Source organism: Gordonia sp. QH-12 (assembly GCF_001578675.1).
GTDB classification, from domain to species: domain Bacteria; phylum Actinomycetota; class Actinomycetes; order Mycobacteriales; family Mycobacteriaceae; genus Gordonia; species Gordonia sihwensis.
Map to the genome: position 1 here is coordinate 48541 of NZ_KQ969296.1, position 26571 is coordinate 75111.

Annotated in this window: 18 protein-coding genes and 1 riboswitch; of the genes, 8 read left to right on the forward strand and 10 right to left on the reverse strand. The window is 69.1% G+C overall.

Annotated features, from left to right (window positions below):
* Positions 1–109: 109 nt before the first annotated feature.
* The 3 genes from Y710_RS13785 (at position 110) to Y710_RS13795 (ending at position 4619) form a co-directional block, all read left to right on the forward strand.
* A complete protein-coding gene (locus tag Y710_RS13785; RefSeq protein ID WP_156479450.1) occupies positions 110–742 on the forward strand; it encodes a MerR family transcriptional regulator in 633 nt (210 codons plus the stop codon).
* A gap of 79 nt (positions 743–821) precedes the next feature.
* Positions 822–922: riboswitch (glycine riboswitch) on the forward strand.
* 159 nt (positions 923–1081) lie between these two features.
* The gene (gcvP, locus tag Y710_RS13790; RefSeq protein WP_006895075.1) at positions 1082–3955 is read left to right on the forward strand and encodes an aminomethyl-transferring glycine dehydrogenase; all 2874 of its coding nucleotides are present in this window, start codon (positions 1082–1084) and stop codon (positions 3953–3955) included.
* Positions 3956–3983: 28 nt separating this feature from the next.
* On the forward strand, positions 3984–4619 hold the full coding sequence (locus tag Y710_RS13795) for a dihydrofolate reductase family protein (protein ID WP_062367700.1): 636 nt from the start codon (positions 3984–3986) through the stop codon (positions 4617–4619).
* Between the two features lie 23 nt (positions 4620–4642).
* Here the strand turns inward: Y710_RS13795 and Y710_RS13800 are convergent, their stop codons facing one another.
* The 8 genes from Y710_RS13800 to Y710_RS13835 all read right to left on the reverse strand — a co-directional run bounded on the left by Y710_RS13800 (position 4643) and on the right by Y710_RS13835 (position 14407).
* Entirely contained in the window at positions 4643–5821 is a 1179-nt protein-coding gene (locus Y710_RS13800) for a substrate-binding domain-containing protein (protein ID WP_082781324.1), read from the reverse strand.
* A gap of 120 nt (positions 5822–5941) precedes the next feature.
* Positions 5942–8107: a malate synthase G gene (locus Y710_RS13805; RefSeq protein ID WP_062367701.1), complete on the reverse strand. Its 2166-nt coding sequence runs from the start codon at positions 8105–8107 to the stop codon at positions 5942–5944.
* A 112-nt stretch (positions 8108–8219) separates the two neighbouring features.
* Positions 8220–9092 carry a hypothetical protein gene (locus Y710_RS13810; protein ID WP_006895071.1) on the reverse strand — a complete coding sequence of 291 codons (873 nt, stop codon included), beginning with the start codon at positions 9090–9092 and terminating at the stop codon, positions 8220–8222.
* Positions 9092–10168, reverse strand: coding sequence for a hemolysin family protein (locus Y710_RS13815; RefSeq protein ID WP_006895070.1), 1077 nt, complete (start codon positions 10166–10168; stop codon positions 9092–9094). Before Y710_RS13815 ends, Y710_RS13810 begins: the two co-directional genes overlap by 1 nt.
* Complete coding sequence (locus Y710_RS13820; RefSeq protein ID WP_006895069.1) at positions 10161–11549, reverse strand: hemolysin family protein; 1389 nt, start codon at positions 11547–11549, stop codon at positions 10161–10163. Before Y710_RS13820 ends, Y710_RS13815 begins: the two co-directional genes overlap by 8 nt.
* A 9-nt stretch (positions 11550–11558) precedes the next feature.
* Positions 11559–12995, reverse strand: a complete 1437-nt coding sequence (locus Y710_RS13825; protein ID WP_006895068.1) for a GMP reductase — start codon at positions 12993–12995, stop codon at positions 11559–11561.
* Between the two features lie 35 nt (positions 12996–13030).
* The gene (locus Y710_RS13830; RefSeq protein WP_062367702.1) at positions 13031–13969 is read right to left on the reverse strand and encodes a M56 family metallopeptidase; all 939 of its coding nucleotides are present in this window, start codon (positions 13967–13969) and stop codon (positions 13031–13033) included.
* Between the two features lie 45 nt (positions 13970–14014).
* The gene (locus Y710_RS13835) at positions 14015–14407 is read right to left on the reverse strand and encodes a BlaI/MecI/CopY family transcriptional regulator (protein WP_006895066.1); all 393 of its coding nucleotides are present in this window, start codon (positions 14405–14407) and stop codon (positions 14015–14017) included.
* A gap of 288 nt (positions 14408–14695) precedes the next feature.
* On the opposite strand from Y710_RS13835, the gene Y710_RS13840 reads away from it, so the two are divergent.
* Positions 14696–15118, forward strand: coding sequence for a PaaI family thioesterase (locus tag Y710_RS13840; protein ID WP_045537875.1), 423 nt, complete (start codon positions 14696–14698; stop codon positions 15116–15118).
* A 58-nt stretch (positions 15119–15176) separates the two neighbouring features.
* Here Y710_RS13840 and Y710_RS13845 read toward each other — a convergent pair whose 3' ends face one another.
* Positions 15177–16607 carry an NAD(P)/FAD-dependent oxidoreductase gene (locus Y710_RS13845; protein ID WP_006895064.1) on the reverse strand — a complete coding sequence of 477 codons (1431 nt, stop codon included), beginning with the start codon at positions 16605–16607 and terminating at the stop codon, positions 15177–15179.
* Between the two features lie 92 nt (positions 16608–16699).
* Complete coding sequence (locus tag Y710_RS13850; RefSeq protein ID WP_006895062.1) at positions 16700–17320, reverse strand: GNAT family N-acetyltransferase; 621 nt, start codon at positions 17318–17320, stop codon at positions 16700–16702.
* A gap of 119 nt (positions 17321–17439) precedes the next feature.
* Between Y710_RS13850 and Y710_RS13855 the strand changes: the two genes are divergently transcribed.
* From Y710_RS13855 to recD, 4 genes are read left to right on the forward strand one after another with little or no spacing between them, the layout of a single operon-like run.
* Positions 17440–17871 (forward strand): acyl-CoA thioesterase, encoded by a 432-nt coding sequence (locus tag Y710_RS13855; protein WP_062367703.1) that lies wholly within the window; start codon positions 17440–17442, stop codon positions 17869–17871.
* A gap of 60 nt (positions 17872–17931) precedes the next feature.
* Entirely contained in the window at positions 17932–21312 is a 3381-nt protein-coding gene (gene recC, locus Y710_RS13860) for an exodeoxyribonuclease V subunit gamma (RefSeq protein WP_062367704.1), read from the forward strand.
* Positions 21309–24677, forward strand: a complete 3369-nt coding sequence (locus tag Y710_RS13865; RefSeq protein ID WP_062367705.1) for a UvrD-helicase domain-containing protein — start codon at positions 21309–21311, stop codon at positions 24675–24677. The genes recC and Y710_RS13865 overlap by 4 nt, the downstream gene beginning before the upstream one ends.
* Positions 24674–26569, forward strand: a complete 1896-nt coding sequence (recD, locus tag Y710_RS13870) for an exodeoxyribonuclease V subunit alpha (protein ID WP_062367706.1) — start codon at positions 24674–24676, stop codon at positions 26567–26569. Before Y710_RS13865 ends, recD begins: the two co-directional genes overlap by 4 nt.
* Positions 26570–26571 lie beyond the last annotated feature (2 nt).

The window sequence follows — 26571 nt, forward strand, 5'->3', positions numbered from 1 at the left end:
TTTTATCCCAGCATCGTCACCGTGAGCGTTGACGAACACTTTGTCAGCGGTCGGGAGTACGCTCGATACGAGAGTTCCGCCGGCCCGAGTCTTGTGTAAGGGAGCTACCGTGGGCGATCATCCGTCAGATCTGCAGTCCGGCGACCACCCGTCCGCCGATGCGGAATCGGTGAGTGCGATGCCGGTACAAGGCGGCCTGGATGACATCGCTCCGGGATTGTTCCCCAACGACACGGTGCCCGACGAGTTGGTCGGTTACCGCGTGCCGAGCGCCTGCCAGATCGCGGGGATCACCTACCGACAGCTCGACTACTGGGCTCGCACCTCGCTCGTGGTGCCGTCGATCCGGGGCGCGGCCGGCTCGGGAAGCCAGCGTCTCTACTCCTTCAAAGACATCCTCGTTCTCAAGATCGTGAAGCGGCTGCTCGACACCGGCATCTCGCTGCAGAACATCCGAGTGGCGGTCGACCACCTTCGTAAGCGCGGCGTCGAGGACCTCGCCCGGATCACCCTGTTCTCGGACGGCACCACGGTCTACGAGTGCACCTCCGCCGAAGAGGTCGTCGACCTCCTCCAGGGCGGACAGGGCGTGTTCGGCATCGCCGTGTCGGGCGCCATGCGCGAACTCACCGGAACCATCGCGGACTTCCCGGGGGAGCGTGCCGACGACGGTGTCAGCGAATCGTCGCCCGAAGACGAGTTGGCGGCCCGTCGCAAGAACCGCACCCGGCGCACCGGATAGGCCACGTCGGCAGTCCCGCGTGACGGTCCACACGCCGGACCGTGATTCGCGCCCGACTCTTGGTACCCTGTCGGTGCGTCGCTACGCTGCGGGAGAGCGTCGTCCGGGACATCCGGGCAACCGCCGAAGGAGCAACACCTCTCCGTCAAACTCTCAGGCACCCGGGACCGTGGCTGCTGACGACGTCTCTGGAAAGTGGCGGGTGCGCGCACCCGCCCGCCCACGGTGAAAGGCATCGGTCCGCCGCTGCCGAATCTCTCAGGCGCTGCGTTCGTGCGGCATGACAGAGGGGGAGGGACCAGTCCGGCGCGGCCGGACCGAGAAGATCAAGGTGCCCTCTTGTCGACCCCCGCTTCTGAGTTCTCCCAGCGTCACCTCGGCCCCGACGCCGACGAACTGGCTGTCATCCTCGACGTCCTCGGCGTCGGATCCCTGGACGAGATCGCCGCGAAGGTGGTTCCCGCGTCGATCGCCGACGGCGCGGACACGAACGGATTCGCTCCGGGACTGGACGCCCTGCCCGCTCCGCTGACGGAGGCGCAGGCGACCGCGGCGATGCGCGAACTCGCGAATCGCAATGTGGTCGCCCGATCGATGATCGGTCTCGGTTACTACGACACACACACGCCCGGAGTCATCAAGCGCAACATCCTGGAGAACCCGGCGTGGTACACCGCCTACACCCCGTACCAGCCGGAGATCAGCCAGGGTCGGCTCGAAGCGCTGCTCAACTTCCAGACCATGGTGTGCGATCTGACCGGCATGGAGGTGGCGAACGCCTCAATGCTGGATGAGGCGACCGCGGCCGCCGAGGCGATGACGCTGCTGCGCCGCGCCGGTAAGTCGAAGTCGAACCGCGTGGTCGTCGACTCCGACCTCTTCCCGCAGACGCGTGCGGTGATCGAGACCCGTGCGACGCCGCTAGGCATCGAGGTGGTCGAAGCCGAGCTCGATGGGTCGGCGCCGGACGCGGGGCTTCCCGAGGGCGAGTTCTTCGGAGTCATCGTGCAGACGCCCGGTGCGAGCGGCCGGATCACCGATCTCGGCCCGGTCATCGAGGCGGCGCATGCGCGAGGTGCGCTGATCGCCGCAGGCGTCGACCTGCTGGCCGCCACTCTCATCACCCCTCCGGGAGAGCTCGGCGCGGATGCGTGCTTCGGCACCACACAGCGCTTCGGTGTCCCGATGGGCTTCGGTGGACCGCACGCCGGCTACCTGGCGGTGCACACCAAACGCACTCGTCAGCTTCCGGGGCGCCTCGTCGGCGTCTCCAAGGACGCGGACGGCAACCTCGCGTACCGCCTGGCACTTCAGACCCGCGAGCAGCACATCCGACGCGAGAAGGCGACCAGCAACATCTGCACGGCGCAGGTGCTGCTCGCCATCATCGCCGCGATGTACGCCTCCTACCACGGCCCGTCCGGGCTCAAGGCGATCGCCGAGCGGGTGCACGGGCACGCCGCAGACCTCGCCGATCGCCTCGCGGGCGGTGGATTCGGTGTGGAGCACGCCTCGTTCTTCGACACCCTCACCGTGCGGGCCGACGGCAGGGCCGCGGAGATCGTCGACGCGGCCAAGTCGCGCCACGGCATCAACCTGCGGTTGATCGACGCCGACCGCGTGGGCGTCGCGTGCGATGAGACCACCACCGCCGCCGACATCGATGCCGTCCTGGACGCCTTCGGCGCCGCGGGTGCCGCGGCGACGCAGTTCAGTGCCCCGATCGCGAACCGCAGCAGCGAATATCTGACGCATCCGGCCTTCCACCTGCACCGGACCGAGACCGCGATGCTGCGCTACCTGCGGATGCTCTCCGACAAGGACATCGCTCTCGACCGCAGCATGATCCCCCTGGGCTCGTGCACGATGAAGCTGAACGCGACCACCGAGATGGAGCCGATCACCTGGCCGGAGATCGGCGGCCTGCACCCGTTCGCCCCGCTCTCCGACAGCGAGGGCATCCGCGAGCTGATCGCTCGGCTGGAGAACTGGCTGGTGGCCGTCACCGGTTACGACCGCGTGAGCCTGCAGCCCAATGCCGGCTCGCAGGGCGAGTACGCGGGTCTGCTCGCGATTCGCCGTTACCATCTCTCGCGCGGCGACGACGCACGCGACGTCTGCCTCATCCCCTCCAGTGCTCACGGAACCAATGCGGCGTCGGCCGTCATGGCCGGGCTGCGCGTGGTGGTGGTGGCCAGCCGTGACACCGGGGACGTCGACATCGACGATCTGCGCGCGAAGATCGAGAAGCACCGCGACGAGTTGGCGGGCATCATGATCACCTACCCGTCCACCCACGGCGTGTTCGAGCACGAGGTCACCGACATCTGCGACGCGGTGCACGAGGCCGGCGGCCAGGTGTACGTGGACGGCGCCAATCTCAACGCGCTCGTCGGCCTGGCCCGGCCGGGCCGGTTCGGGGGCGACGTCTCGCATCTGAATCTGCACAAGACGTTCTGCATTCCGCACGGCGGCGGCGGCCCGGGCGTCGGACCGGTCGCGGTGCGCGAGCATCTGGCGCCGTTCCTGCCGAGCAGCCCGCTGGCCTCCGAACTTCCGCAGACCGGCGTCGCGATCTCGGCGGCGCCGTACGGTTCGGCGTCGATCCTGCCGATCACCTACGCGTACATCGCCATGATGGGTGCCCAGGGACTGCGGACCGCCACGCTGACCGCGATCGCCTCCGCCAACTACATCGCGCGTCGCCTGCGCGACCACTACCCGGTGCTCTACACCGGAGAGGGCGGCTGGGTGGCTCACGAGTGCATCCTGGACCTGCGTGAACTGACCAAGGACAGTGGAGTCTCGGTCGACGACGTCGCCAAGCGACTCGCCGACTACGGCTTCCACGCGCCCACGATGAGCTTCCCCGTCGCCGGAACCCTGATGGTGGAGCCCACCGAGAGCGAGAATCTCGCCGAACTCGACGCCTTCATCGACGCGATGATCGCCATCCGCGGCGAGATCGACAAGGTCGCCGACGGCACCTGGTCGGTCGAGGACAATCCGCTCGCCGGCGCGCCGCACACCGCCGAATGCCTGGTGGGCGAGTGGAATCACGGATACGACCGGCTCACCGCCGTGTACCCGAACGGTCTCCCGTCGTCCGGAGCGCGCGCCAAGGTGTGGCCGGCCGTCCGCCGGATCGACGGAGCCTTCGGCGACCGAAACCTCGTCTGCAGCTGCCCTCCGATCGAGGCCTTCAGCGAGTAGGCTCGCGGGCACCGACAGGAGGCTCGCGATGTCCAAAGTCCGTGTCCACAACCTCAACGTCTCGCTCGACGGTTTCAGTGCGGGCGGAACCGTCACGTACGATGCGCCGATCGGCGAGGCGGCCCGGTTGTTCGACCACTTCGACGGCCGGGTGATCTGGGGTGTGGACGCGATCGCCGAGCCGGTTCGCGCCGATCACGTGTTCACCAGTGCGTGGAGTCAGGGGATCGGCGTCGAGATAATGGGACGCCGCAAGTTCGGTCCGCAGACCGGACCGTGGGCCGACGACGGCTGGCGCGGGTGGTGGGGCGACGAGCCTCCGTTCCGCACACCCGTGGTGGTGTTGACGCATCACGAGCGCCCGCCGATCGAGTTCGCGAACGGCACCGTCTTCCACTTCGTGGACGCCCCGGCGCCGCAGGCGCTCGAGTACGCGCGCGGACTCGCCGGCGGCGATGTCCGCCTCGGTGGCGGACCCACGTCCGTCCGCGAGTTCCTGCACGCCGACCTGGTCGATTTCATGCATCTGGTCGTCGTCCCGGTGGTGATCGGTTCGGGCGTCTCGATCTGGGACGGCTGTGCCGAACTCCAGGACCGCTTCGACGTCGAGTCGGTGACCACCGGCAGCGGCCTCACACACCAGTTCTGGAATCGGAAGCGGTAGGCCCTTCGCGCCGGTGCCCGCTGTTACGGCGCCGCCGCCGGGTAGACCACCTTGCTGATCGCGACCGCGGCCGCGGGCTCGGGGAGCGGCATCGGGTCGGCGATCGGGCCGAAGGTCACGGTCGGCGTCGGTGCAGGCAGCGGCCCGGCACCTCGGAAACCCGCCTTGGTCAGGATCTGCATCTGGGCCGGTTTGCGCGCGAAGGTGAAGAACTGAGAGACGGCATCGCTGACGTGCGCCGGAACCGACTGGCCCGACAGTTTCACCACCGGATAGTCGGCCGACGGAGTCGGGCCCTTCGGCGCGACCACCGCGACCCGGGCGGTCTTGTCGTCCTTGGTGAGCATGTAGAGGTGCTGCTCGGTCACCGACACGGCGCGGACCGGCGCATCGGAGGGATCGCCGGTCTCGGCGATCGAGTCGACGGCGGCGTCGATGGAGCCGTCCCCGACCTTCGGCGGAGCCGACATGAGCTGATCGAGCGCGGCGACCACCTCGGGTGACTGCGCCTGTCGGAGAGTGAGCGGCTTCTGGGTCGGTACGGTCGCGGCCGCGACTGCTTGGGCTCCCAGTGCGGTCGCGGCCGACTGCGGGCCGGTGGGCATCGCGATGCGCATCGAGCCCCACGACGATCTGCCGTACGCGGAGAGGGAATTGGCGCGGGTCTGCGCGGGCAGGTCGGACCACCCGATGCGGCCGTCGGCGGCCTTCGCGATCTCCGGCTCCATCGCCAGCCGGACCGGCGACGACACGAGCGATTCCGGGTTGCCCTGGAGCACGTCGGGCTTCGCGGTCTGCAGGGCCGCGGACCAGATGGACGACTCGGGCACCCAGGCGGCGGGGAAATCACCGTAGGTCTGCGCGTCCCACTTCTGGGCGGTCAGACCCTCGAGAGTCGCGCGGGCGTCGGCGGGTCGCACGTCCACGGTGATGCAGTGGTCGCGGACCACCGGCTCGGTGTTGTTGTAGTCCTGCGCGATTCTCTGCAGACCCGGTGCGATCGCGGGATCGGCCAGAACGGAGATCTTCGCCGGTCCCTCGAGGCACTCACCGGCCGCCACCGGCTGTTCGTCGTCGATTCGATCGCCGAGTTGACGCCACGCCGTGACGATGCCCGCGATCAGAATGATCGCGAGGACGAATGCCAGCAGCGGTCGGCTGATGTAAGTCCTACTGCGTCCACCCGAATTGTGCTTCGCCACTGATCGTCCTTCCTCCGGCGATTCGTGTCATGCCAGGCCGATGCGCGTCCAGCGGGCCGATGCACCGAGCCCGGACCGAGAATCCGGTCCGGGCTCGGTGGTCTGCACCTTCCGTGTATATCAGGCGTTGGCTGCCTTGTACTCGCGGCGCGCGGCGTGCAGCAGCGGTTCGGTGTACCCGCTCGGCTGCGTCGCGCCCTTGAGGATCAGGTCCTTGGCGGCCTGGAAGGCGATGTTGCCGTCGAAGTTCGGCGCCATCGGACGGTAGGCGGGATCGCCGGCGTTCTGCCGGTCGACCACCGGTGCCATCCGCTCGAGCGCGGCGACGACCTCGTCCTCGGTGACGATGCCGTGACGGAGCCAGTTGGCGAGCAGCTGGCTGGAGATGCGCAGCGTTGCGCGGTCCTCCATCAGCGCGACGTCGTGGATGTCCGGCACCTTCGAGCAGCCGACGCCCTGATCGATCCACCGGACCACGTAGCCGAGGATCGACTGCGCGTTGTTGTCGAGTTCCTCGCGCTTCTCCTCCTCGCTCCAGTCGGTGCTCTTCGCCAGCGGGATGGTCAGGATGTCGTCCACAGACGCCGGTTCGCGCTTGGCGATGTCGTCCTGACGCTCGAAGACGTCGACCTCGTGGTAGTGCAGCGCGTGCAGGGTGGCGGCGGTCGGCGACGGCACCCACGCGGTGTTGGCACCGGCGTTGGGGTGACCGATCTTCTGCTCCAGCATGTCGGCCATCAGATCCGGCATCGCCCACATGCCCTTGCCGATCTGCGCCTTGTGCTGCAGACCCGCGTGCAGACCGGTGTCGACGTTCGAGTCCTCGTACGCGTTGAACCAGGTCTGGCCCTTGATCTCGGCCTTGCGGACGAACGGGCCGGCCTCCATCGAGGTGTGGATCTCGTCGCCGGTGCGGTCGAGGAAACCGGTGTTGATGAACACCACGCGCTCGGAGGCCGCCTTGATCGACGCCTTGAGGTTCACCGACGTGCGGCGTTCCTCGTCCATGATGCCGACCTTGAGGGTGTTGCGCGGCAGGCCGAGGACGTCCTCGACGCGGCCGAACAGTTCACTGGTGAAGGCGACCTCGTCGGGACCGTGCATCTTCGGCTTCACGATGTAGATCGAGCCGGTGCGGGAGTTCTGCAGACCTTCGGCGCTCATACCGTGGATGCCGATCGCCGAGGTGATCAGCGCATCCATGATGCCCTCGGGGACCTCGTTGCCGTCGGCGTCGAGGATGGCGGGGTTGGTCATCAGATGGCCCACGTTGCGGACGAAGAGCAGCGAACGACCGTGCAGTTCCACCTCGCCGGTGCCGTCGGGCGCGGTGTAGACCCGGTTCGGGTTCAGCGTGCGGGTGAAGGTCTTACCGCCCTTGTTGACTTCTTCGGCCAGGTCGCCCTTGTTGAGGCCGAGCCAGTTGTGGTAGCCGAGCACCTTGTCGTCGGCGTCGACCGCGGCGACCGAGTCCTCGAAGTCCATGATCGTCGTGACGGCGGATTCGACGGCGACGTCCTTGATGCCGGCGGCGTCGGTGGCGCCGATCGGCGACTCCGGATCGATCTGGATCTCGACGTGCAGACCGTGGTGGCGCAGGAGGATGCCCGACGGCGCTGCGGCGTCGCCGGTGTAGCCGGCGAACGCGTTCGGGTCGGCGAAGGTGGTGGTGGCGTCGCCGATCGCGGCGACGACCTTGCCGTCGACGACGGTGTACGAGGTCACGTCGGCGTGGCTGCCCTGCTCCAGCGGCACGGCCTTGTCGAGGAAGGCCTTGGCGAACGCGATGACCTTGTCACCGCGGACCTTGTTGTAGGACGAACCCTTCTCGGCACCGCCGGTCTCCGGGATCGCGTCGGTGCCGTAGAGAGCGTCGTACAGCGAGCCCCAGCGCGCGTTGGACGCGTTGAGGGCGAAACGGGCGTTGAGAATCGGCACCACCAGCTGCGGTCCGGGGATGTTCGCGATCTCCTCGTCGACGTTCTCCGTGGTGATCTGGAAGTCCTCGGGCACCGGGACGAGGTAGCCGATCTCGGTCAGGAAGGCCTTGTACTCGTCGAAGTCGAAGTCCTGGTGGTCGCGGTGCCAGGCGTCGATCTTGGCCTGCAGGTCGTCGCGGACGGCGAGCAGCTCGCGGTTGCGGGGAGCGAGGTCGTTGATCACGGCCGCAGCGCCCGCCCAGAACTTCTCGGCGTCTACACCCGTGCCGGGAAGCGCTTCGTTGTTGACGAAGTCGTAGAGGACTTCGGCGACCTGCAATCCGTTGACGGTGACGCGTTCGGTCATGGCAACCTTTCCTTTGCGAGTGCGTACTGCGGGAACGTCGGCTGCGTGCCGGATGACTCCGGAAGCGGCCCGCCCACAATCATTCATGTTACAAGGGGTTACCAGCGAGTATTTATCCGAGGCCGACCGATTCGAGAAGGCTGTCGCAGGTTGTGATGAGGGCCTCACGGAGTTCCTGCCCGCGCCGCGCGATAGCCGCCTGCTCGCGGACGTACCGGGCCCGCCCCTCGGGCGTCTCGATGGCCACCGGTGCGTAGCCGTACGAGGTGAGGTCGTACGGACTGGCTCGCATGTCGAGTTCCCGCGCGTCCAGGGCCAGCTCGAAGCAGTCGGCCAGCAGGTCCGCCGGGAGCAGTGGCGTGAGGCGCAGACAGTAGCGGTACAGGTCCATCGTCGCGTGCAGGCAGCCCGGCTGCTCGTTGTCGACGGCTCCGGCTCGACTCAGGGCGGTGGCGTTGCGCCCGACCGCGTCCGCGGTGAAGAACCGGAAGGCGTCGAAGTGCGTGCACGCGAGTGTGCTCTCCTCGACCACGGCGTCGGTGCCGCGCGCGCCGAGCCGGAGCGGCAGTTCGTGACGGGTCTCGTCGGCGCGATACACCATCGCCCACTCGTGCAGGCCGAGACAACCGAGGCGCGGTGCGCGGTTCGCCGTCGCCCGCGTGATGCGGACGGTGTCGGTGAGCAGCCGGACCCGGGACTCGAGATGTTCGCGCGTCACCTCTGCGGTGCCGTCGACATCGACGCGGTAGCCACGCAGACCGGAGTAGCGGTGGGCCTGGGCCAGCCGCACACCGTAGCCGGGATGCCAGCGCAGCACCTGACCGGGGCGGGCCGAGTAGTAGGTGAAAAGGAAGTCGATGACCGGGTGCTTGCGTCCTTCGTTCCGCATCCGCAGATACGGACCGATGAGGGTCTCGACGCGCTCCCGGTGGGCGTCGGCCCGGGACTGCCACTCCGGGCGCGACAGCGTCTCCTGCCGCTGCATCAGATGCGGTGCGTGGAGTCGCGGAGGTCGCCGACGAAGGCCTCCGCGAGGTCGGCGAGTGCGATAACCCCGATGATCGTGCCCGCCGTGTCGACGACCGCCCCGAGGTGGGCGCTGGTGCGGCGGAGCACGACGGTGGCTTCGTCCAGCGGTGTCGCCGAACCGATCTTCGGCAGCGGCCGGATCTGGTCCACACCGATGATCGACTCCGGGCCGACGGCCGGATCGAGGATGTCGTCGAGCACGTCCTTGATGTGCAGGTAGCCGATGAACGAGCCGTCCAACCCGCGGACGGGGAAGCGGGAGTAACCCGTCTCGCGCACCGCACGCTCGACTGAACCGAGTGTGGGACCGAGTCCGCCCGTCGATGCGTCGAGCTGAACGCGCACGCTGCGCACCGTGCTCAGCGGGATCATCAGTTCGGCCACCGTCCGTTCGACGGTCGTCAGTGCGCGGGTGAGCCGCTCGTGCTCGTCGGCGTCGAGCAGACCGAGCTCCCGGGACTCGCCGATCATGTCGGCCAGCTCGGCCTCGTTGACCGTGGTCGCCAACTCGTCCTTGGGCTCGACGCGCATCGCCCTGAGCGAGATGTTCGCCAACGCGTTGTAGAACCAGATCAGCGGCCGTGCGACGCGCATGAAGACCAGGTGCACCGGAACCACCAGCATCGCCACGGTCTCGGGGCCGGCGAGCGCGATGTTCTTCGGCACCATCTCACCCAGCAGGATGTGCAGGATCACCACGATCGCCAGACCGATCGCGAAGGCGATCGGGTGCAGCAGCTGACTCGGCACGCGCATCAGATCCAGCGGTGCGCTGATCAGATGGGCGATGGCCGGTTCGGCGACCCGACCGAGCAGGATCGAACAGATCGTGATTCCGAGCTGCGAGCCCGCGAGCATCAGCGACAGATGCTCGGAGGCCTCGATCACCGTGCGGGCACGCTTCTTTCCCGATTCCTCGAGGGCGACGAGCCGGTCCCGCCGCGCCGCGATGAGCGAGAACTCGCCGGCGACGAAGAAGGCGTTGGCGGCCAGGAGCACCACCGTCAGCAGGATTCCCCACCAGTCACCCACGGGACGCCTCCGTCCCGCCGGGCTCGGCACTGCCGTCGATGATCGTCATCCACACCTTGTCGACGCGGCGCTGATCCATCTGCACCACGGTCGCGCGCCATCGGGGTTCGGGTTCGTCGAGGAAGTTCTCGCCGGCCGACTCGCGCTGCGGAAGGTCGACGATGTCGCCGGTGCGCGGAATGCGGCCGAGGCAGAACATCACCAGTCCGCCGAGCGTCTCGTACGACCCCTCGGGTGCGCGGTAGCCGGTGCCGCTCTGCAGTTCGTCGAGCCGCAGCAGCCCGGAGCAGCGGAAGCCGTTGCCGACCGGAGTCACGTCCGACTCCTCGACGTCGTGCTCGTCGGTGACGTCGCCGAGGATCTCCTCGACGATGTCCTCCGACGTCACCAGGCCCGCGGTGCCGCCGTACTCGTCGATGACCACGCAGACCTCGAGGCCGTTCGACGAGATGCGATCCATCAGCGAGTCGCCGTCGAGGCTGTCCGGGACCCGGGTGATCGGGCGTGCCAGCGACCGCAGCGACGTGGTCGCGAGGCTCTGCGGCGGCAGGGTGAAGGCCTGCTTGATGTGGACGACGCCGACGAGGTTGTCGAGGTCGCCGCCTTCGGCGATCAGGAACCGGGAGTGGCCGGTCCGGGAAGCGGCGGCGATCAGATCGCGCACCGAGTCGTTGGGTTCGAGCGATTCGATCCGCACGCGGGGAGTCATCAGGTCCGCGGCCGTGAGATCGCCGAAACGCAGCGACCGGTCGACGAGAGTCGCGGTGTCGGGGTCGAGGGCCCCGCGCAGCGCGGAGTTGCGCACCAGCGCGGCGAGTTCGGCAGCCGACCGCGCCGACCCGAGTTCTTCGGTGGGCTCGATGCCCAGGCGCCGCACCAGTGCGTTCGCCGAGCCGTTGAGGCCGTTGATCGCCGGCCGGAAGAACGAGGAGAACATCGCGAGGGGAGTGGCGGTGGCGCGCGCGACCGCCAGCGGCTTGGTGATCGCGAGGTTCTTCGGTATCAGCTCACCGAGGACCATCGAGAGCGAGGTGGCGATGATCAGGGCCAGCGCCAGGGAGATGCCGTCGGCGACTCCGTCCGGAATCCTCATCGCCTCCAGCACGGGCGCGAACAGGGTCGCCAGCACCGGTTCGGCGATGTAACCGGTGATCAGCGTTGTGATCGTGATGCCCAGCTGGGCGCCCGACAACTGGAAGGAGAGGGATCGGTGCGCTCGGTCGACGGCTCGCGCACGGCGATCGCCGCGACGCGCGACGTCGCCCGCGATGGTGGACCGTTCGAGCGCGGTCAGCGAGAACTCTCCGGCGACGAACAGCGCCGTGCCCAGCGTCAGCGCGATGAATCCGGCCAGACTCGCGATGATGACGAATACGTTCACCGGCGCGGGTCACCAACCACCCGGGAGCGGGCGTCCCTCGGCGAAACCGGCGGCGGACTGGACGCCCAGTACCACCTTGTCGTGCAATTCCTGCAGAGTCGAGGCACCGGCGTAGGTCGCGGTGCTGCGGACTCCTGAACAGATGTGGTCGATCAAGTCCTCTACTCCGGGGCGGTCGGGGTCGATACGGATGCGCGAGGAGGAGATGCCCTCCTCGAACAGCGCTTTCCGGGCACGATCGTATGCGGCGTCGGCGGACGAACGCGCGGCGACGGCGCGTTTCGACGCCATGCCGAAGCTCACCTTGTATTCGCCTGCGGAGTCGGCGTGCAGGTCGCCCGGCGACTCGTACGTTCCGGCGAACCAGGAACCGACCATCGCATTCGATGCGCCGGCCGCCACCGCCAGCGCCACGTCCCGCGGGTGCCGGATGCCGCCGTCCGCCCACACCGCCGCACCGTGCTCGCGTGCGACGGCGGCGCATTCGGCGACCGCCGAGAACTGTGGCCGGCCGACGCCGGTCATCATCCGCGTGGTGCACATCGCGCCCGGGCCGACACCGACCTTGACGATGTCGGCGCCCGCCTCGATCAGATCGAGCGTGCCCTGTGCGGACACCACATTCCCCGCGGCCAGCCGGACGCCGAGATCGGCGCCCGCGATTGCGGCGAGCGCACTGATCATCTTCTCCTGATGTCCGTGAGCGGTATCGACGACGAGCAGGTCGGCCCCGGCCTCGACCAGTGCGCGGGCCTTGCCGACCACGTCCCCGTTGATGCCGACCGCGGCACCGATCCGGAGCCTGCCCGAGGCGTCCACGTTGGGGCGGTAGATACCGGACCGGAGCGCGCCGAGGCGGGTCAGCACGCCGGCGAGCTCGCCGGCTCCGTCGGTGAGTACGGCCAGGTCGGCGTTCGCCTCGACCAGCGCGTCGAAGACAAGCCGGGGGTCGGTCTCGGCGGGCAGGGTCACCGGCACGGGCTCGGCGACCGAGGCGACATCGGTGAAGAGGTCGATCTCGTGTCCGGGCGCCGCGCGTGGGATCAGTCCGATCGGCCGACGTCCGTCGAGGACCACCGCGTAGCCGTGCGAACGCTTCGGGATCAGTGCCTGCGCATGCGCCATCACGTCGGTCGCGCAGAGGGTGACCGGCGTCTCGGCCACCAGGTGCGCATTCTTGACGTAGGCGATGGTCCGGGCCGCGACATCGAGCGGCACGTCCTGCGGAAGCACCACCAGGCCGCCGCGTCGCGCCACGGTCTCGGCCATCCGCTTTCCGGCGATCGCCGTCATATTGGCGACCACCAGCGGGATGGTGGTGCCGGTGCCGTCGGAGGTCGACATGTCGACGTCGAACCGCGAGGCCACCGACGACCGGTTCGGAACGATGAAGACGTCGTCGTAAGTCAGGTCGTAGTGCGGTGCGTGGCCGTCCAGGAAGCGCACGGGGAACCTTTCATGTCACAGCGTCTCGGCGGTCGTCAGTGGTGGGCGATGAGGCGGCTGAGCTCGGTGAGCCAGGGGATGGCCACCGCGAGGGTCGGAACGACCAGGATGGCCGCGGCGAGCAGGTAGGCCGTCGCCGAGATGCGGCGTGCGGAGTGCATGTATGAGAGCCGCCGGACGCGGACGAGGGTGGTCGGGCCGCCGACCGCCATGGCGCCGCGAGGTGCGGTCGCGTCCGCGCAGGCCACCAGTGCGCGGCCGAGAGTGGTGGGAGTGGTGGCACGCGCGGCCTGATCGTCGGCCAGGGCCTCGGCCAGCAGTTCCACCGACCCGAGCGCGGACTTGGACCGGACGAATCGGGGGAAGGCCTCGTGCAGCGCGATGAATGCCTCAAGCACCAGATCGTGCCGGGCCCGCAGGTGTGCGCGTTCGTGTTCGATGACGGCGGTCAGCTCGCGCTCGTCGAGTCGAGCCAGCACCCCTTCGCTGAGGACTACTCGCCTGCGCAGTCCGGGCAGGCAGTAGGCGAGCGGCGCGGGGACGTCGAGGATCCGGATGTCGCGCCCGGCCGCGAGCCTGCGGTCGGCGTTGTCGACCAGGTCGATGAGCGTGCGGTGCGCATTGCGTCGCGCCCGCGTGCGGATGCCGACGCGGATCACGGTGTACATCAGGCGCGCGCCGATGAGGAGGGTCAGCGCGAAGACCGCGACGTAGACCGTCCAGAGAAACCAGCCGAGCCGGTGGATCTCTTCGATGGGATTGCTGGTCGGCGCACCGTTGGGCCCGGGCGAGAGCAGGTTGGCGGCGATCGCGAGCCCGGTGCTGAATGCCGACAGCACGGCTGCGAGGGCGATCGACTGCCACAGGGCCATCGCCGCACGCGGAGCGTAGAGCGGCCAGGTGGCGCGGGAGAGGGAAGCGGGGATCGGTCCGACCAAGGCGATCGTGAGGATGCCGAACAGCAGCGCCGTCATGGCCCTCCCCAGGTCGTCGGAGTCGGTGATCTCATGTCAGGGTAGTCAACTGTGGCTGCCGCGCGTGGTTTCCAGCTCATCGAGAGCTTCGCGCAGTGCCGCGGCTTCGTCCGCGCCGACTCGTCCGACGAACGAGACGAGGGCCGCGTGACGCGAGTCCGGGGCGTCGGCGGAACTGAGTGCGTCGACCATCAGCTTGGCCACGAGGTCCTCGCGCGGCGAGGTGGCCGTGTACTGGTGTGCGCGGTCGTCACGGATCTGGGTAACCAGACCCTTCTTGGTGAGACGCTGCAGCACGGTCATGACGGTCGTGTACGCGAGAGTGCGGCTCTTGGCCAGTTCGGCATGCACCTGACGCACGGTCTGTGGCGTCGCGGACGCCCACAGGGTGTCCATGACGGCACGCTCGAGATCGCCCAATCCATTCATCTTCTTCATCTTACGTCGACTCCCTGATTTCTCCGCTTCGTGCCGGTCATGGATCGTGTCGGTCGAGGCCGCCATCGCTCACGATTGTGTAACGCGTGAGGCGGGGAAGGAGTTCCCGTCGGCTCTGCGGCGGACCGTGTTGACACGAAACTAAGGTTAGCCTACATTCATCACCAAGGATCGCGTGAGAGTCCTGAGGGCTGCAGAGACCCCCGATCCGCGACGGTGACCCCCGTGTTCGATGAGGAGCGCGGGGGTCACTGGCGTCTCTCCTGCCGGCAGTGGCAGGGTTCACGTATGGAAGAGACGTCAATTGCGATCGACCCGACCGAGGCCCGAGGCCTCGACCGACTCCTCGGCTTCACCGTGACCCACGCAGACGGCGAGGGACTGCGCGGCACGCTGGAACTCTCCGAGATCCACCATCAGCCCTTCGGCATCACTCACGGCGGTGTGTACTGCGCACTGGCCGAGAGCGCCGCGAGCATCAGCGCCTTCTGCTGGCTGCAGGAGAGCGGACTCGGCGGGACCGCCGTCGGTGCGAACAACTCGACCGATTTCCTCCGCTCGGTGTCGAGCGGGACGCTGTCGGTGTCGACCAGCCCGATTCACCGGGGCCGCCGCCAGCAGCTCTGGCAGGTCGACATCACTGATCAGACGGGCAGGCTCGTCGCGCAGTCGCGGGTCCGCCTGCAGAACATCGAGACACCCGCGGGCTGAGAATGCCGATCGGGCCCTCTCGCCGCGGCGAGAGGGCCCGGGTCACGGGAACGATCGGTCAGCCGGCAGTGTCGGTCCGTTCGGGGCCGTCGCCGTCGGCGCGGGCGGCCTCGGCCAGCCGGAGCCGTTCGAGATAGGACAGTTCGGTGAGGGCGGTCCGCGCGTACACCTGCTGCTCGGTGACCGCCAGCTGAGTGCGCCCGCGGGTGTTGAAGGCGAAGAACCAGTTGATGATGGTGTTCAACCGGTTGCGGAAGCCCACCAGGTACACCAAGTGGAGTGCGAGCCAGCCGAGCCAGGCGATGTAACCCTCGCTCTCGAACTTCCACTTGGTTCCGGGGATCGGCACCTGCATCACGGCGCTGAAGCGTGAGACGGTGGCCATCGAGCCCTTGTCGAAGTAGCTGAAGGGCTTGCGCTGGTCGGGCGTCTGCCCCTTGCGGATCTCCGCGAGAATCGCGTCGGCGGCGTACCGGCCGCCCTGGATCGCGCCCTGCGCGACTCCGGGGACGCCGTCGACCGCCATCATGTCGCCCACGACGAAGACGTTGGGATGACCGGGGATCGTGAGGTCCGGTCCCACCTTCACCCGGCCCGCGCGGTCGAGTTCGGTGTCGGACTGATCGGCCAGCACCTTGCCGAGCGAACTGGCCTGCACACCGGCCGACCACACCTTGCACTGGCTCTCGATGCGCCGGGTGGTGCCGTCCTTCTCCTTGACGGTGAGACCGTCGTAATCGAGATCGGTCACCATCGCACCGAGTTGCACGTCCACGCCGAGGCGTTCGAGCCTGCGTCGCGCCTTCTCGCCGAGTTTGGGGCCGAAGGGCGGAAGAACGGCGGGCGAGGCGTCGAGAAGGATGACGTTCGCGTCGGTCGGATCGATGTTGCGGAACGCGCCGCGGAGCGTCTTGTCGCTCATCTCGGCGATCTGACCCGCCAGTTCCACACCGGTCGGGCCCGCACCGATCACGACGAAGGTCAGCAGCTTCTTCTGCTCGGCCGGATCGTTGGAGAGCTCGGCCTGCTCGAAGGCGCCGAGGATGCGGCCGCGCAGTTCCAGTGCGTGGTCGATGGTCTTCATGCCGGGTGCGTACTCGGCGAAATGATCGTTGCCGAAGTACGACTGGTCGGCCCCGGCGGCGATGATCAGGTCGTCGTAGGCGGTCTCGGTGACGCGCTCGAGCAACTGCGAGCGGACCACCTGGTTCTCGAGATCGATGTCGAACACCTCGCCCAGGAGGACCCGGGTGTTCTTCTGCTTCCGCAGCACCACCCGGGTGGCCGGGGCGATCTCGCCCTCGGCGATGATGCCGGTCGCGACCTGGTACAGCATCGGCTGAAACAGGTGATGGGTGGTCTTCGCGATCAGGGTCACGTCCACGTCGGCCTTCTTGAGGCGCTGTGCCGCGAACAGACCGCCGAAACCGGAGCCGATGATCACCACCTGTCGGCGGCGCCGCAGGCTGGTGGCTGGGCTGCTGGTCATTGAATGTCTCCTGGGTGGTGGGTTCACATGACGAGGTGAAGCGGATGCTCGGTGATGCCGGGCCCCTGACCGATCACGGTAGTCCGCGACGATCAGGCGGTCATCTCGACGGTGCCGGGGCCGCGCGCACGGTGCCGGGGTCCGGACGGTGCGACGGCTGCGGGCCGGCGGGTCCGGAGCCAATCGGCGCGGCAGATCTCGTACTCCACATCGTGACCGGTGAATCCGTCGTCGAACTGCTCGCGACGCAGGTGTTCGGCCGCCAGACGCATGCCGAGTTTCTGCATCACCCGCTGCGATCGCATGTTGTCCGGGTGAGTGCTGGCGAAGATCCGCTCGGTCCCGGTCTCGGTGAAGGCGACCGAGATCAGTGCGGACGCCGCCTCGGTCGCCAGTCCTCGGTGCCACGATTCGCGCCGCAGCCGGTAGCTGAGCTCCAGCTCCGGCACCGCCGAATGCCGGGGTGCCCGCAGCCAGACCCAACCGGTGAACAGCCGGGTTCGGCGGTCGAACGCGACCCAGAGGCCGGTTCCGCATTCGCGGAACTGCGCCTGGGATCGGGGGATGACCCAATCGGTGATCATCGCCGGCGCAGTGGCTTCGCCTCCGGTGACGAACTCCATCACCACCGGGTCGGCGTCCAGGCCGTGCAGCAGCGGTGCGTCGTGAGGTGCCACGGGGCGCAGCCGAAGTCGTCGAGTCCCGATGTCCACGTGGGGAGTGTATCGGCGACGACCGACATCGCGGCGCGACTTCGGGTCCGTCGGCGAGGCGCACCGACCGACCCGTCCCGGCGGGCCGGACTGTCGGAGGTGGGCGATAGGGTGCACGCATGCCCGACACACCGTTCGTCGTCGAGATTCAATTGCGCTGGGGTGACATGGACCCGCTCAGCCACATCAACAACGTGCAGTTCGCGCGGATCCTCGAGGAGGCTCGGGTCCGGGCCATGCACCTGTGGTTCCAGAAGGACGATCGGCGGTTCGGCTTCCTGATCGCGCGGCAGGAGATCGAGTTCGTCACTCCGCTCCTCTATCACCACGAATCGGCCAAGGTCGAGATCTGGATCTCACGGATCGGCGAGAAGTCGTTCGACTACGGCTACCGCGTCCGCGCCTGGGACGGCGAACTCGCTGCGCTCGCCGAGACCACCTGTGCCGTGGTGGATCTCGCGACCGGCCGACCCGCGCCGCTCCCGGAGGCGGTGCGTGCGGGGCTCGCCGAACACACCGGCGGGGAAGTGGAGTTCCGGCGGCGCCGCTGACACCGTCCCAGACGGCCGAGCAGTCCGGTAGCGCCAGTTGAGCAGAGGGGAGAGTCGCCAGTGCTGACCGTGCACCGCGCCGAGCAGGCGGGATGCCTCGTGGAGGCGCTCGCCGACACCCTGTCCCAGCCGCTGGCCGATCCCATGCGGACCGAGATCGTCGCGGTCCCCGAGCGCGGAGTGGAACGCTGGCTCCGGCAGCAGCTGTCGCTGCGGCTCGGCACCTCGTGCGGCGGCGACGGCATCGCCGCGAACATCGCCTTCGACTCGCCGTCGTTCCTGCTGCGTCAGGTGCTCGACGGCGTGTCGGACGATCCCGAGGCCGCCGAGAGCTGGTTCGCCGATCGTCTGCGATGGCCGGTGCTGCGGGTGGTGGACGGCCACATCGACGATCCCGTGCTCCGCGTTCTCGCCACACATCTCGGGACCGGAGACGCCCGCGCCGATCGCGGACGTCGGCTCTCGACCGCGTCGACCATCGCCGCACTGTTCACCTCGTACGGATGGCAGCGGCCGACGATGATCGCCGAGTGGGCCTCCGGCTCCGACACGGACGGTGCGGGAGGAGAACTCGCCGAGCATCTGCGGTGGCAGCCGTGGCTGTGGCGGCTGGTCCGCGAGGAGGTGGGGCATCCGCATCTGGCGGAGCAACTGCCGGTCGTGGTGGACCGTCTGCGCGCCGACGCGGACGCCGTCGACCTTCCCGAACGGCTCTCGTTGTTCGGGGCCACGCGGATCCCGCAGACGCTGCGAAGCGTGCTCGCGGCGCTGTCGGAGCGGCGCGAGGTGGGCTTGTATCTTCCGCATCCCTCGCCCGAACTGTGGTCGGCGGTCCAGACCGCGGGGCCGCAGCGGAGTGGACGGCTGCGCGCCGAACGCCGACCGGTGCGCGTGCGGCACCCATTGCTGGCGAGCCTGTCCCGGGACGTGCAGGAGCTCCAGGAGGTGCTGGCGCCCGCGGTCGGCGCCACCCGCCACCATTCCGCGGAACACCGTCGTCCCGCGACACTGCTGGGTGCGCTTCAGGACGGCATCAGGCGCGACGATCCCGGGCGCCCGGCCGAGGGCGAGGGACTCGACCCCGGTGCCGACGGCAGCGTCGAGGTGCACGCCTGCCACGGTCCGCAGCGCCAGGTGGAGGTGCTTCGCGACCGGCTTCTGCACCTGTTCGACGCCGACCCGACTCTGGAACCGCGCGATGTGCTCATCATGTGTCCCGACGTGGAGGCGTACGCACCGCTGATCGGCGGGGTCTTCGGGCAGTCGAGCCGCGTCGGCGACCATCCGGCCTTCTCGCTGCGCGTGCGGCTCGCCGATCGGGGCATCCGTGCGCAGAACGCGGTGCTCGACGTGCTCGCCCGCGTCCTCGACCTCGCGGCGGGCCGGGTCCGGGCCGGCGATCTGCTCGATCTGGCCGCGACGGAGCCGGTGCGCCGCCGGTTCGGCTTCACCGACGACGATGTCGACACGATCACCGGCTGGGTCCAGCGCTCAGGTATCCGGTGGGGCGTCGACGAGACCCAGCGGCGCCGATTCGGGCTCGGCGGTTTCCCCCAGGGCACCGTGCGGACCGGGCTCGACCGCATCCTGCTGGGCGTGGTCGCCGAGGAAGCGGAGAACGAGTGGCTCGCCACCGCTCTGCCACTGTCGGGAATCGATTCGACGGACACCGATCTCGCCGGAAGATTCGCCGAGTTCGCCGAGCGCCTGACCACACTGCTTGAGACCGTGTCCGAACCCCATGCCTCCGGTCAATGGCTGCGAACGATGATCCACGCCGCCGATCTGCTGACCCACACCGACTCGGAGACCGAGTGGCAGCGGGCGCAAGCCGTCGGCATGCTCACCGATGCGCTCTCGGTTCCCGAGGGAACCCCGGAGTCCGAACTCGAGCTCGCCGACATGCGTGATCTGATGGCGCAGCTGCTCATCGCGCGTCCGACGCGATCGAACTTCTGCACCGGCGAGCTGACCGTGTGCTCGATGGTGCCGATGCGCTCGGTGCCGCATCGGGTGATCGTGGTGCTCGGCATGGACAGCGGTCAATACCCGCGGGCCGGGGCCGTCGACGGCGACGACATCCTCCAGGTGGCGCCGATGGTGGGGGAACGGAATGTGCGCGACGAAGACCGCCAGGTGTTCCTCGACGCGATCTGTGCGGCGACCGAGCACCTGCTGGTGTTCTACACCGGCGCCGATGCGCTGACCGGTGCCCGGACGCCGCCGGCGGTGGTGGTCTCCGAGCTGCTCGACGCCGTGCGCGGGGTGCTCGGGCTCGGCGTCGGCGATCCGGTTCCGGTGCTGTACCGGCACACCCTGCACGCGTTCGACGAACGGAACTTCGTCGACGACGGTTCCGGGCCCTTCAGCTACGACGCGGCCCTGCTTCCGGGCGCCCGTGCTCTGAGCGCACTCACCCGATGCCGCGAGCGGGGACCCGCGCTGCCGGTGATCGCCGATGAGAGACTCCCGCGGGCGCCGGGCGATGCCGACGTCGACCTCGACGAGCTCATCAGCTTTCTGGCCGCACCGGTGGAAGGTCATGCACGGCAGCGTCTCGGCGTGGGGCTGCCCGAACAGGCCGACGAACATCGGGACGAACTCGCCGTGGAGTTGGACGGTCTCGAACGGTGGGGCGTGGGCAACCGCTACCTCGACGCGCTGCTCAGCGGTGCGGATCCGCACGCCGCGCAGGGAGCCGAACTGCGGCGCGGCAGTCTGCCGCCCTTCGCGTTCGGAACCAGAGAGTTCGGTCCCATCTGCGACAAGGCGCAGGCGGTGGCGACTGCCGCACACGGCTATCGTGACGATTCCGCCGACGCCGTCGACGTCCGCGTGGTGCTGCCCGACGGCCGCCGGGTGTACGGGACGGTCGGAGACGTCTTCGCCGGCAGGCTGGTGCCCGTCAGCTATTCGCGGCTCGGGCCCAAGCATCGCCTCGCGGCCTGGATCCGGTTGCTGGCGATCCGGGCCGGTTCCGACCGCGACGTCGCCGAAGCCGTCGTCGTCGGCAGTGCCTCCGGTCGGTACCCGTCGGCCAAGGTGAGTCGAATCCGCACCCCTGACGACGCAGGGGACCTGCTGGCGGTGCTCGTCGCCATCCGTGACGCGGGACTGACCGCGCCGATCGGCCTGACCCTCGATGCCGCGGTGGCCGCGGCGTCGGAGTTCGGCAGGTCGGGCGACCCGGCGAAGGCCCGGCGTCGAGCCGAGTGGGCGTACAAGAAGTCGTACGGCGATCAGAACCGGTACGCCGGGCTCGTCTTCCACGGGGATCCCGGCGCGGCGGTCGGATTCGAGACGATGGCCGCGGCGGTGCCGCAGCCGGAGGCGCTGTCGTCCGTGGCGGGTCTGCTGCCCGGCGACGACGCGACCGACATGTACATCCGACTCGCCGCGGCCCTGTTCGGGTCGCTCCTGGCGCACGAGGAGGACCGATGACGGCACTCGGAAGCGACACCGCCTTCGATCTCACCGGACCGCTGCCCACCGGGACGCTGGTCCTCGAGGCCAGCGCGGGCACCGGCAAGACCTACGCGATCGTCGCGCTGGCCGTGCGCTACATCGCCGGCGGCGTCCCGGTGTCGGAGTTGCTCATGGCGACGTTCTCGAACGCGGCCTCCGCCGAATTGCGGGACCGGACGCATTCTCGTCTCACCGAGTGCGTCGCCGCGCTGCACGATCGGGCCACCGCACGCACGTCCGGCGACGATCTGATCGCCTTCCTGGCCGACGCGGACGCCGACGAGGTCGCACGGCGGCGTCAACGGCTCGCGGACGCCCTGTCGGACTTCGACGCCGCCACGATGGCGACCACCCACACCTTCTGCAATCGAATGCTCTCGGTCCTCGGCTTCCTCGGTGGCCGTCAGCAGCAGTTCCCGATCCTCGAGAACGTCGACGACATGGTCGCCGAGCTCGCGCGAGACGCTTACCTCGCGCGTTTCGCCGGCGACCCGGACTCGGCGCCCGGGTACGCCGAAGCCGAGCAGATCGCCGTCGCCGCGGTCCGCGATCCCGCTGCGGCACTGGCTCCCGACCGGGAGGACGAGCGGACCGAGGAATCGGACCTGCGAGTGTGGATCGCTCAGCAGGCGCGCGCACACACGGCGCTGCGCAAGCGGCTGGCCAGGGTCCGCACTTACGACGATCTGCAGCAGGCGCTGTTCGAGATCGTCACCGACGCCGAGATCGGCGATGAGGCGTGCCGCCGGATCCGCGCACAGTTCTCGGCCGTGCTCATCGACGAGTTCCAGGACACCGATCCTCAGCAGTGGGAGATCGTCAGGCGATGCTTCCACGATCACCTGCCGCTGGTGCTGGTGGGCGATCCGAAGCAGTCGATCTACGCCTTCCGCGGCGCCGAGGTGCTGAGCTACCTGAACGCGGTCGAGGCGGCAGACGAGCGGCAGCGGCTGACCGTGAACTGGCGTTCGGACGCCGCGGTGGTGGACGGGCTCGGCGCGCTCTTCGAGGGCGCGACGCTCGGTCACCGACAGATCGCCTATCAGCCGGTTCGGGCGCGCCGTTCCGGATCGCGGATCCACGGCGCGCCCGCGGTCCGTATCCGCGGATTCCTGCGCGGCGACTTCACCACCACGACGCAGGACGGCACCACTCCCTTGGTCGCCGAAGTCCGCGAGCGCGTCACCGACGACGTCGCCGACGACATCGCGGGTGTGCTGGGCGGCGACGTGACCATCGACGACGGCTACGGCGCCCGGTCGGTCGAACCCGGCGACATCGCTGTTCTGCTCCGCGCCAACCGCACGATCGCACCGCTGCAGCGTGCCCTCGCCGAACGGGGCATCGCCTCCGTCGTCACCTCGGGCACCTCCATCTTCGCCACACCCGCGGCCCGATACTGGTGGTACGTCCTGTCCGCCATCGATACGCCGTCCCGCCAGCCACGCGTGCGTCTGGCCGCGCTGACGCCGATCCTCGGACTGTCGGCCCAGACGCTGGAACGGCAGGGCGACACGGGTGTCGGCGCGCTGTCGGGACGGCTGGCCGAACTCGGTCGCGTCTTCGCCGACGGCGGGTTCGCGGCGATGGCCGCACGGCTCTTCGGCGAGTTCGGCACCGCGGAGCGATTGCTCGGCGTCGACGGAGGCGAGCGTCTGCTCACCGACGTGCTGCAGATCTCCGAACTGTGCAATCGGCATGTCACCGAGTCGTCGACCGGGATCGCCACGCTGGTCGACTGGCTCGGACGACAGATCGACGAGGGTTCGCAGTGGGGACAGCAGCGTGACGCGACGCGACGGCTCGACCGCGACACCGAGGCCGTCCAGATCATGACGGTCCACGCGAGCAAGGGACTCGAGTTCCCGATCGTCTACGTGCCGTTCGGCTGGGACGGCGCCAGCCACCCGAATCCGGCCACCTTCCTGTTCCACGAAGGCGATCGCCGCTATCTCGACGTCGGAGGGAAACAGGCGCGCGGCTATGCGCGCCGCGATCGGCAGTCCCGCTCCGAAGGCGCCGGTGAGGATCTTCGACTGCTCTACGTGGCCGCGACCCGAGCCCGCAGCCAGGTGGTCCTGTGGTGGGCGCCGAGCACGACGACCGCGCGCGGGGCCCTGCACCGGCTGCTCTTCACCGCCGACGAGCGTCGACTGGCCGCACGGTCCGGCGACCTGTCGCCGATTCCGGACACCGTGCCGATCCCGGCCGGGGACACCGAGTGCGTCGGCGCTCTGCGCGGCGTCGCAGCCGGGAACCCCTCGGTCGTCGTGGAACCGGCGGGTCGCCGCGGCCGCACCGAGTGGCGCCCTCCGTCCGACGCGGGCACGCCTCCGGAACTGAGCGTGGCACGGTTCACGAGAAGCATCGATCAACGGTGGCGCCGAACGTCGTATTCGGCCATCGTGGCCGCGGCGCACGCGGCATTCCACGCCGAGACGCCCGGACCAGCCTCGCCGGTTCAGGCGGGGAGCGAACCCGAGGACGTGCTGCGGCCCGACGAGCCCGATGACGCGCGGGCGGAGGCCGGTGCGGTGTCCGGAGAAGTCGTGGGCACACCGTCGCTGATGAACGGGCTGCCCTTCGGCGCCGGATTCGGAACCCTCGTCCACGAAGTACTGGAGCATGTGGACACCGCGGAGCCGGATATGGCGGCGCACGTGCGTCAGATGTGCGTGCAGGGCGCCGCGGCACGGGGAGTCGAGATCGACGTCGATGTTCTCGCCCGCGCGCTGATCGGGGTGCTCACCACACCTCTGGGATTCGGCGATCTGTGGAGCATCGAACCCGGCGCGCGACTGGCCGAGATGGACTTCGAACTGCCGTTGTCCGATACCGCCGGCGGGTTCGGCCTCGAGGAGGTCGGAGATCTGCTCGCGCGGCATCTGCCGGGCGACGATCCGCTGGCACCGTATTCGGAAATGGTCCGGACGGTCTCCGACGAGACCTTCACCGGCTATCTCACCGGCAGCATCGACTCGGTGCTGCGGACCGCCGAGAACCGATTCGTGGTCGTCGACTACAAGACCAACCGCCTGCGTCCGGGGGATCTGGCGGTCGAGGACTTCGGTCGCGAGGCGATGGCAGAGGAGATGATGTCCGCGCACTATCCGCTGCAGGCACTGCTGTATTCGGTGGCACTCCACCGCTATCTGCGTTGGCGGCTCGCCGGCTACGACCCCGCACGGCATCTGGGTCCGGTGCAGTATCACTTCGTGCGCGGGATGGCCGGTCCGCAGACTCCGCCCGGCTGCGGCGTCTTTCAATGGGACCTGCCGCCCGCCCTGATCGTCGAGATGTCGGAGCTCCTCGCCGGCCGAACGGAAGGAGTGGGGCGATGACCGACCCGTCCGCGACCGCCGGAGCACTGTCGGACCGCTGCGCGCCGCAGCGTGTGGCCTCGGGATCGGATCTGCTCACGACGTTCAACGCGGCGGGTGTGCTGAACGCCGCCGATGTGCACGTCGCCAGGCGCGTCGCAGCGCTGTGCGGCGGACCCGTCGACGAGCAGGTGCTCCTTGCCGCAGCGCTGGCGGTCCGTGCCGTCCGGACCGGTTCCACCTGCGTCGAGCTGGACAGGATCGCCGATCTCGCGGCGGCCGGTGACGACCAGACGCCGCTGCCGTGGCCCGCACCCGACGCGCTGCGTGCGGCGCTGGCCGCGTCGCCGCTGGTGATCGGCGGCGGCACCGGCCCACTGCGACCGCTCGCCCTCGCCGAATCGGCCGACGGCCCGCTGCTGTATCTGCGCAAATTCTTCCGGCAGGAACAGAGCATCCGGCAGATCCTCGACGCACGCGCCGCGAGCCGGCCCGCGGTCGACGCAGCCGCGCTGACGGCGGCGCTCGATGCGGCGTTCGGGGCCGGCGATACGAGCGGCTACGACCGCCAGCGTGCCGCCGCGGCGCTGGCGGCCACCTCGTGGACCACCGTCCTCGCAGGCGGTCCCGGTACCGGCAAGACGTACACGGTCGCTCGCATCCTGGCCGTGATGGAGACGCTGTTCGGCGGCGACCTCCGGATCGGGCTGTGCGCGCCCACCGGACGCGCCGCGGCCCAGTTGCAGACGGCGATCGGGGAGTACCGCCGCGAACACCAGACCCTGCGGAGTGACCCCGCCGCGGTGACCGTGCATCGCCTGCTCGGATCTCGGCCGGACGGAACGTTCGTCCGCGGGGCGGGCAACCGTCTGCCTTTCGACGTCGTGGTGGTCGACGAGACCTCGATGCTCCCGGTCACGATGATGTGCCGTCTGCTCGAATCGCTGCGCGCCGACACCCGGCTCATCCTCGTCGGCGATCCGCACCAGCTGGTGTCGGTGGAGGCGGGCGCGGTTCTCGCTGACCTCGTCGACCGGGATGTGACCGCGGGGGCCGGCGCCGTGCTTCCGGACGCGTTCACGGCTGTGTGCGATCTCGCGGCGGCCGACTTCGATTCGGCGGAGACCTCCGCACTGGCGCGCGGCGTCATCACGCTGCGCCGCGGACACCGCTACGGAGACCGCATCGGCGAGGTCGCCGAAGCGGTCAACGCCGGCGACGCGGACCGGGTGATCGAGCTCATCGGCCACGGCGCGCGGTCGGAGCATCCGGTCCGGCTGATCGATCCGGATGACGCCGACGTGGTGCGGACCGAAGCCGTGGGCTGGGCACGGAGCCTGCGCGAGGCGGCGCGGAGCGGCGACGCCCGCGGCGCCGTGGTGGCACTCCGGGGGCACCGCGTGCTGTGCGCGCACCGGGACGGTCCCTACGGGGTCGCGGGCTGGTCCAGACGGGTGATCGGCTGGATCGGCGACGACCTCGGCGGTGCGGCCGGAACGGGCCGCTGGTATCCGGGCGAACCGCTGCTGGTGACCGCGAACGACCGGACGCAGGACGTCTACAACGGCGATTCCGGAGTGGTGATCGACGATGCGGGCGGGCTCGCCGCGGTCTTCGAACGCGGTCATGAGATCAAGCGGCTTCACCCGAGTCAGCTCGCCGACGCGATTCCGGTCTACGCCATGACCATTCACCGGAGTCAGGGCAGCCAGTTCGGCACGGTCACCGTGATCCTCCCGCCCCCGGACGCGGAACTGCTGACGCGGGAGTTGCTCTACACGGCGATCACCCGCGCCGAGCGCGAGGTGAACATCGTCGGCACACCGGAATCCCTGCGCGCCGCCGTCGGCCGCCGGGTGGCGCGGGCGTCAGGGCTGCGCACCGATCTCGTCGAGGTCGTGTCGCCGGCCTGAGC

Coding starts and splice junctions, on each gene's coding strand:
- Y710_RS13795 (WP_062367700.1), top strand. CDS start 3,984: ATGTCCAAAGTCCGTGTCCACAACCTCAACGTCTCGCTCGACGGTTTC.
- Y710_RS13805 (WP_062367701.1), bottom strand. CDS start 8,107: ATGACCGAACGCGTCACCGTCAACGGATTGCAGGTCGCCGAAGTCCTC.
- Y710_RS13810 (WP_006895071.1), bottom strand. CDS start 9,092: ATGCAGCGGCAGGAGACGCTGTCGCGCCCGGAGTGGCAGTCCCGGGCC.
- Y710_RS13830 (WP_062367702.1), bottom strand. CDS start 13,969: ATGACGGCGCTGCTGTTCGGCATCCTCACGATCGCCTTGGTCGGACCG.
- Y710_RS13835 (WP_006895066.1), bottom strand. CDS start 14,407: ATGAAGAAGATGAATGGATTGGGCGATCTCGAGCGTGCCGTCATGGAC.
- Y710_RS13840 (WP_045537875.1), top strand. CDS start 14,696: ATGGAAGAGACGTCAATTGCGATCGACCCGACCGAGGCCCGAGGCCTC.
- Y710_RS13845 (WP_006895064.1), bottom strand. CDS start 16,607: ATGACCAGCAGCCCAGCCACCAGCCTGCGGCGCCGCCGACAGGTGGTG.
- Y710_RS13855 (WP_062367703.1), top strand. CDS start 17,440: ATGCCCGACACACCGTTCGTCGTCGAGATTCAATTGCGCTGGGGTGAC.
- Y710_RS13865 (WP_062367705.1), top strand. CDS start 21,309: ATGACGGCACTCGGAAGCGACACCGCCTTCGATCTCACCGGACCGCTG.
- recD (WP_062367706.1), top strand. CDS start 24,674: ATGACCGACCCGTCCGCGACCGCCGGAGCACTGTCGGACCGCTGCGCG.